At 58.8% G+C, this 6,216-nt stretch carries 7 protein-coding genes; 2 read left to right on the top strand and 5 right to left on the bottom strand.

Features of this window, described 5'->3' with window-relative positions; translation table 11 throughout:
• Nucleotides 1–47: 47 nt before the first annotated feature.
• Nucleotides 48–605: an NADPH-dependent FMN reductase gene (locus tag DYL61_RS16090; protein ID WP_135309138.1), complete on the bottom strand. Its 558-nt coding sequence runs from the start codon at nt 603–605 to the stop codon at nt 48–50.
• Nucleotides 606–812: 207 nt separating this feature from the next.
• Here DYL61_RS16090 and DYL61_RS16085 point away from each other — a divergent pair, with 207 nt between their 5' ends.
• Nucleotides 813–1,049 (top strand): hypothetical protein, encoded by a 237-nt coding sequence (locus tag DYL61_RS16085; protein ID WP_105698106.1) that lies wholly within the window; start codon nt 813–815, stop codon nt 1,047–1,049.
• A gap of 62 nt (nt 1,050–1,111) precedes the next feature.
• Here DYL61_RS16085 and DYL61_RS16080 read toward each other — a convergent pair whose 3' ends face one another.
• Entirely contained in the window at nt 1,112–1,456 is a 345-nt protein-coding gene (locus DYL61_RS16080) for a hypothetical protein (RefSeq protein WP_135309137.1), read from the bottom strand.
• A 92-nt stretch (nt 1,457–1,548) separates the two neighbouring features.
• Between DYL61_RS16080 and DYL61_RS16075 the strand changes: the two genes are divergently transcribed.
• A complete protein-coding gene (locus DYL61_RS16075; protein ID WP_135309136.1) occupies nt 1,549–2,442 on the top strand; it encodes a LysR substrate-binding domain-containing protein in 894 nt (297 codons plus the stop codon).
• Here the strand turns inward: DYL61_RS16075 and DYL61_RS16070 are convergent.
• From DYL61_RS16070 to dnaQ, 3 genes are all read right to left on the bottom strand, one after another.
• Nucleotides 2,439–3,008, bottom strand: coding sequence for a GNAT family N-acetyltransferase (locus tag DYL61_RS16070; RefSeq protein WP_238704569.1), 570 nt, complete (start codon nt 3,006–3,008; stop codon nt 2,439–2,441). The genes DYL61_RS16075 and DYL61_RS16070 overlap by 4 nt on opposite strands.
• A gap of 20 nt (nt 3,009–3,028) precedes the next feature.
• A complete protein-coding gene (locus tag DYL61_RS16065) occupies nt 3,029–5,284 on the bottom strand; it encodes an Orn/Lys/Arg family decarboxylase (RefSeq protein WP_135309134.1) in 2,256 nt (751 codons plus the stop codon).
• Between the two features lie 145 nt (nt 5,285–5,429).
• Complete coding sequence (gene dnaQ / locus DYL61_RS16060; RefSeq protein WP_167497969.1) at nt 5,430–6,170, bottom strand: DNA polymerase III subunit epsilon; 741 nt, start codon at nt 6,168–6,170, stop codon at nt 5,430–5,432.
• Nucleotides 6,171–6,216 lie beyond the last annotated feature (46 nt).

Genomic DNA, 6,216 nt, shown 5'->3' with positions numbered 1-6,216 from the left:
CTGGCATTAGGGCAAGCCCCCTCCCACATTTTGATCGCATTAACAGATCAGGCTGTTTGTTTTTCTACCCACTTTCCATAGGCATCAATAAACGCCTGCAAGAACGGCTTGGTCTTTTCCGAGACCTTGCCCCCCTCATCAAACACACTGCCCGCTCCACCCAGGTAGGCTTCGGGCTGCTGCATGCACGGTACGTCGAGGAACACCAACGACTGGCGCAGATGATGGTTGGCACCAAACCCACCAATGGCGCCCGGCGACACGCTGATGATCGCTCCAGGCTTGCCACTCCAGGCACTTTGGCCGTACGGGCGCGAGCCCACGTCAATCGCGTTCTTCAACGGTGCGGGCACAGAACGGTTGTATTCCGGGGTCACGAACAGCACTGCGTCGGATGAACTCACTTGCTGACGGAAAGTGCTGTAGGCTGCCGGCGGGCTCCCAGCGTCGATGTCCTCGTTGTAGAGCGGCAGATCGCCAATTTCGACAATGTTCAACTTGAGGTTGGCAGGGGCCAGTTCGGCCAATGCCAGGGCGACCTTGCGGTTGATCGACTCTTTTCTCAAGCTGCCAACCAGGACGGCAATCGTGTAGACCTTGCTCATGGAGGTTTTCCCGACGTCTGACTAAAGGAGCTTGTAGTTATAGAGCCTTCGCGACGTGTTCGCCAGACGTTTGCCTTGTACTTGAGCACGTAGGAACAATCTTAAAATACCAGCGAATAGTATTTTTTCCATGTAGGTAAACTACCCCGCTCCATGACGGTCTACAGAACCGCAAATCGAGTGATTTTCTCCAGAGGTTCTAAATAGATGGCAGCAGTATTAGTCGGACAGTTTCATGCCAGAGACGCAGAAGGACGCGTGTATTCGGTGCATGAGTTCCAGGAATCCAACCCGGCGCAAGGCGACCTGGCTGGCTCGGCGCCTACCACTACCTACAAGCTGGCCATTGGCGACCGCGTAGAAAAACTGGAAGGCGATGAGTTCAAGCTGATTCAGTCGGGCACCATTCTCGTGCGCGAATCGGACACCATTCTCGCATCCTGAGATCTCGCCTTATCGACCTGCTCAGTCCTGGCCATTGATGGCGTTGACTGGGCTGGGCGTGATCAAGGCTGGCGCACCTCCGTCACCTCAATCATCGAATCCCCTTCGACTTTTTTCAGCGTCACCATCAACCGTCCCCGCTCTCCTTCGACCGCATACATCGAACGCGTGTAGCCCGCTGAGTTAAAACCGGGATGGGCGACTACCTGCCTGACCAACGCAATATCCAGTACGGCGCCGACGTGTTCAGTCACCTGTTGCTCGGCACGGATAAACGCCTCAAGGGCCAGGTTTTCCGGCGTCGTGTCGTCGTGATTATTTAGCAGATAAGCAGCCGCACAACCCACGGTGACCAGCACCAGGAGTTGTTTGGCCGTTACCCCGCGGAATATCGAGGGGAGAGGCATGTGGGATCGGAGCTGTTTTTGTTGTAAGTGGTCGTTGAGATCAATGCAGGCATTCTATTGAATCCCCATCGCGCTGCACATAGACTCCGGCGATGCGTTTACGTCATCTCGAAGTGATTCAGGCCATCTTGCAGACCGGACACCTCGGCACCGCCGCCGAATGGTTGCAACTTCCCGTGGGCGATGTTGAGTCGGCACTCAAGGACGCCGAGCAGCAACTCGGCTTTATGTTGTTCGCCAGTGTGCGGGGACGATTGCAGGCGACCCGGGAAACTCTGGAGCTGCAAGCCGAAATCGCCCATGTCTATGAAGCACTGGAGCCGTTACAACGCCTGGCCAGTCGCCTTAAACATCATCACGCCCCGACCCTGCGCGCGTTGTGTACTCCGCCGTTGGCCAACCAGTTGCTGCCGCAAAGCATCGCCCTGCTGCGCCGGCGCTTTCTGGACACGCCGTGCAACCTGTCGAGCCAACCGACTCGTGCGATTGTCCGAAGCCTGTTGCTCCACGAAGCCGACGTCGGCCTGAGCCTGCATGACCCGGAGCATCCGCAAATCCAGAGCACGGTGCTGGCCCAGGGCAAACTCCAGTTGCTCGCCCCCCATGGCTGGCTCAAGCCCAAGCAGAAATACATTGCACTCCAAGATCTGGCCGGCCAGTCGATGATCGGCCTGGAGGGCCAGGACCCACTGAGCCGCCTGCTGGACGCCAAGCTGCAAGCGCTGCGCCCGCTGCCGGTGGTGCAAACAAGGGTGCAGACCTACCAGATGATGCGCAGCATGGTGGAAGCGGGAGAAGGCCTGGCGATTGTCGACCCGTTTACCGCGTTCGGCGCCAGGGACGCCGGGCTGGATGCATGCCCGGTGTCGCCGCCGATCATGGTCAGCCTGTATGCGCTGACGCTCAAGGAAGGCGTAAGTAGCCCGGCACTGAATGCGCTGCTGGAGATTGTCACGCAAAAAGCAGAAAGCTTGCTGGAAGGCTAAGCCTTGTCGACCTCGGCCTTGAACAGCCGATACCAGAAAATCGCCACTTCCCGGGTTTGCGGGTCGATGCCGCGATAACGCAGGTGATCGACCCCGCCCATGATATAGCCGCAACGCTCATACAAACGGCAGGCGCCAAGGTTGTTGTTCTGGGTTTCCAGCATCATGCCCGGCAGGTTTTTCTTGCGGCTCCAGAACTGCGCCACATCCAGCAGCGCCTTGGCGACACCGTGGCGCCGCGCAGGCAAAGCCACCGCCAACTCATCTACATGGGCAAAGCCATTCCAGTTGGTACTGACCACGATATGCCCTACCGCCCGATCATCCAGATAGGCCATGAAAATCGCGCTGTCGGGCGCATCGCGGAAACTGGCGAACTCTTCCGGGTCGATCCCGTAGCATTTGCGGTAAGGCAGCACGCGCTCCACGGGCCATAGATCGACGCGCCTACCCATCTGCGGCTCACCATAGGCGCTGACCTCAAAGCTGAAATCATTGCCCCACACGTAGGCATCAAAGCCCTCGTCGGCGACCCGTACACTGAGCCCTGGATACTTCGGGTTCATTACAGCCTGCATAAACTTCCTTAACCCTTGATGCAATCGACGGTGTAACAACGACCACCGCCGTCGTCTTCGTGTTGCAACCCATGAACATCAGCCACAAACCCCGGGAAACTGCTATCGAACGTCCGGGCGAAGGCCAGGTAGTCGATAATCGAGCGCGTCGACTCGGTAAAACGCTCGCCCGGCATGATCAACGGGATGCCCGGTGGATACGGCACCAGCATTACGGCTGCGATGCGTCCTGGCAAGGCATCAATGGAAACCGCCTCCACTTCGCCTCTTACCAATTGATCGTAGGCGTCGGCGGGCTTCATGGCGATTTCCGGCAACACGGTGTACATGCGCTTGAGGTGCTTGGCCGTGGCATTGCTGCGATAACAGCTGTGCAATTGGTCGCACAAGTCGCGTAATCCCAAGCCTTGATAGCGCGTGGGGCCTTGGGCAAACACCGATGGCAAACAACTGGCCAAGTTCACATTGGCATCATAGCTGCGCTTGAACTCCAGCAACTCGGTGAGCAAGGTACTCCATTTGCCCTTGGTGATGCCCATGGAAAACAGCACGAGGAATGAATACAACCCGGTCTTTTCCACCACCAACCCACGCTCCCAGAGGAATTTGCTGACGACCGCTGCGGGGATTCCGCAGTCGCTCAAGGCGCCACCGGCAGTAAGACCAGGCATCACCAACGTCACTTTGATCGGGTCGAGCAGCACGTAATCTTCCGCCACCTCGCCGAAGCCATGCCAATCGTCTTGCGGGTGCAACAGCCAATCTGCGGTGACCACACGGTCAATGCCCGCCACGGACGGTGGCTGCCAGATGGAGAACCACCAGTCTTCGGCGGCAATATGCTGGCGCAGGTTGGCCAGGGCTCGGCGAAAACTCAGGGCTTCATCGAACATCTCTTGCAGCAACGAGCGCCCAGCGGGACCTTCCATCATGGCCGAGGCGACGTCCAACGAGGCGATGATGCTGTATTGCGGCGAGGTGGAGATATGCATCATGAACGCTTCGTTGAAACGATCCCGGTCGAGCTGGCGCGCACCGCCGTCCTGCACATGAATCATCGAAGCCTGGCTGAACGCCGCCAGCAATTTGTGCGTGGAGTGAGTAGTGAACACCAATGGGCTGTCAGGGGTGCGTGAGGTGCCCATGCCATAGCGCCCGGCGAAGAACTCATGAAACGCCGCGTACGCGTACCAGGCTTCGTCGAAGTGCAGCACCTCGACACTGTTGCCCAATTGCTGCTTGATCAGCTCGGCGTTGTAGCACAGGCCGTCATAGGTGGAGTTGGTGACCACGGCCATCTTAACTTTCGGCGGGCGGCCACGGGTCAGGGGGCTGGCGTTGATCTTGGCGCGAATCGACTCGGGACTGAATTCGCTCAAGGGGATCGGTCCGATAATCCCCAGCTCATTGCGCTCCGGGCACAGGTACAACGGAATCGCGCCGGTCATGATGATTGAGTGCAGCACTGACTTGTGGCAGTTGCGGTCCACCAGCACCAGGTCGTCGCGACCGACCATGGAATGCCAGACGATCTTGTTGGCGGTGGACGTGCCGTTGATCACGAAGAACGTATGGTCGGCGCCAAAGTTACGCGCCGCACGGGCTTCGGCTTCCGCCAGCGGGCCGGTGTGATCCAGTAGCGAACCCAATTCCGGCACCGACACCGACAAGTCCGAGCGCAGGGTATTTTCCCCAAAGAACTGGTGAAACGCCTGACCCACCGGGCTTTTGCGGTAGGCCACGCCGCCGCCATGACCGGGGGTGTGCCAGGAATAATTGGAGTCGGCGGTGTGTTGCACCAACGCCTTGAAGAATGGCGGCAACAAGCCATCCAGGTAAGTGCGAGCCGCCCGCGCCACCTGCCGGGCCAGAAACGGCACGGTGTCTTCAAACAGATAGAGAATGCCGCGCAGTTGGTTGAGTTCGCTCATGGCATCTGCCGGCGCGTTCTCCAGGGTAACCTGTTCGCCCAAGGCAAAGATCGGCAAGTTCGGCGCCCGCAGCCGCGCCAAGCGGATCAGCTCGACCATGTTCTGCAGCAGGTGGGTATTTTCGCCAGCGCCTTCGGCGGCGATCAACATGCAGGCCAATCCATGATGGGTAGAGGCCACCAGCCGACCTTCGGCGTAGTCCATTGCAGAGAAAATACTGAAGCCTTCCTGTTCCAGCTCCCGGGCGATGCCTCGGACCCGGTCACCGGCAACGGTGTCGGCCTTGATGTCACGGTGCACGATAAGGACGGGGAACTTCAGGTCTTTGTACATGAGTGCGTTCAGTCCTGAGGGCTATGCACTCAAGGGTAGAAGCTGGGGGGCGATGACGCGAATGAAGATTTCATCGGCGACGGAAATCAAAAAATGTGGGAGGGGGCTTGCCCCCTCCCACATTTTGATCTCTATGAGCCAGAGGTTACTGCTGGGTCAGTTGGGTCCACAACGCCGGGGCGCCGGCGGATTTGGCAATCGCTTCCAACCGCGCCGCATGCTCGGCCATGTCCTGCTCGGTGGCGCGGATAATGACGCTTGGCTTGCGATCCGCCGGCAAGCGGCGGATTTCCGAAGGACGGTTGCCCGAGCCTTCTGCCGAACCGCTGCCGTCTGAGGCATTACCCGCCAGGGACAGGCTGGTCTGCCCACCGGTCATGGTCAGGTAGACGTCGGCGAGAATCTCGGAGTCGAGCAAGGCGCCGTGGAGTTCACGGCCGGAGTTGTCGACGCCATAACGTTTGCACAAGGCGTCCAGGCTGTTGCGTTGGCCTGGGTGACGCTCACGCGCCATCATCAAGGTGTCGAGGATCGAGCAGTGCTGGGAGATATCAGCGCGATCAGTCTGCCCCATCAGGGCAAATTCGTTGTTGATGAAGCCGACGTCGAACGCCGCGTTATGGATGATCAGCTGGGCGCCGTTGATGAATTCGAAGAACTCATCGGCCACTTCCGCGAAACGCGGCTTGCCCTTGAGGAATTCGTCAGTGATGCCGTGCACGCCAATCGCGCCTTCATCACTGTCACGGTCCGGTTGCAAATAAACGTGAAAGTGACGCCCAGTGAGGCGTCGCCCCATCAGTTCGACACAGCCGATTTCGATGATCCGGTGGCCATCGGTCACCGGCATGCCGGTGGTTTCGGTATCGAGTACAACAGATCGGATGGCCATCAGGGTTCAGCTCTCAACGGGGTATAAGTCAAAGGGCGGG

It is taken from the genome of Pseudomonas nabeulensis (genome assembly GCF_004682045.1).
Classification (GTDB): Bacteria; Pseudomonadota; Gammaproteobacteria; order Pseudomonadales; family Pseudomonadaceae; genus Aquipseudomonas; species Aquipseudomonas nabeulensis.
This window is presented reverse-complemented; position numbering and strand designations above follow the sequence as displayed.

Excerpts from the sequence above, each read along its gene's own strand:
- DYL61_RS16090 (WP_135309138.1), bottom strand. The coding sequence starts at position 605 with ATGAGCAAGGTCTACACGATTGCCGTCCTGGTTGGCAGCTTGAGAAAA.
- DYL61_RS16085 (WP_105698106.1), top strand. The coding sequence starts at position 813 with ATGGCAGCAGTATTAGTCGGACAGTTTCATGCCAGAGACGCAGAAGGA.
- DYL61_RS16080 (WP_135309137.1), bottom strand. The coding sequence starts at position 1,456 with ATGCCTCTCCCCTCGATATTCCGCGGGGTAACGGCCAAACAACTCCTG.
- DYL61_RS16075 (WP_135309136.1), top strand. The coding sequence starts at position 1,549 with ATGCGTTTACGTCATCTCGAAGTGATTCAGGCCATCTTGCAGACCGGA.
- DYL61_RS16070 (WP_238704569.1), bottom strand. The coding sequence starts at position 3,008 with ATGAACCCGAAGTATCCAGGGCTCAGTGTACGGGTCGCCGACGAGGGC.
- DYL61_RS16065 (WP_135309134.1), bottom strand. The coding sequence starts at position 5,284 with ATGTACAAAGACCTGAAGTTCCCCGTCCTTATCGTGCACCGTGACATC.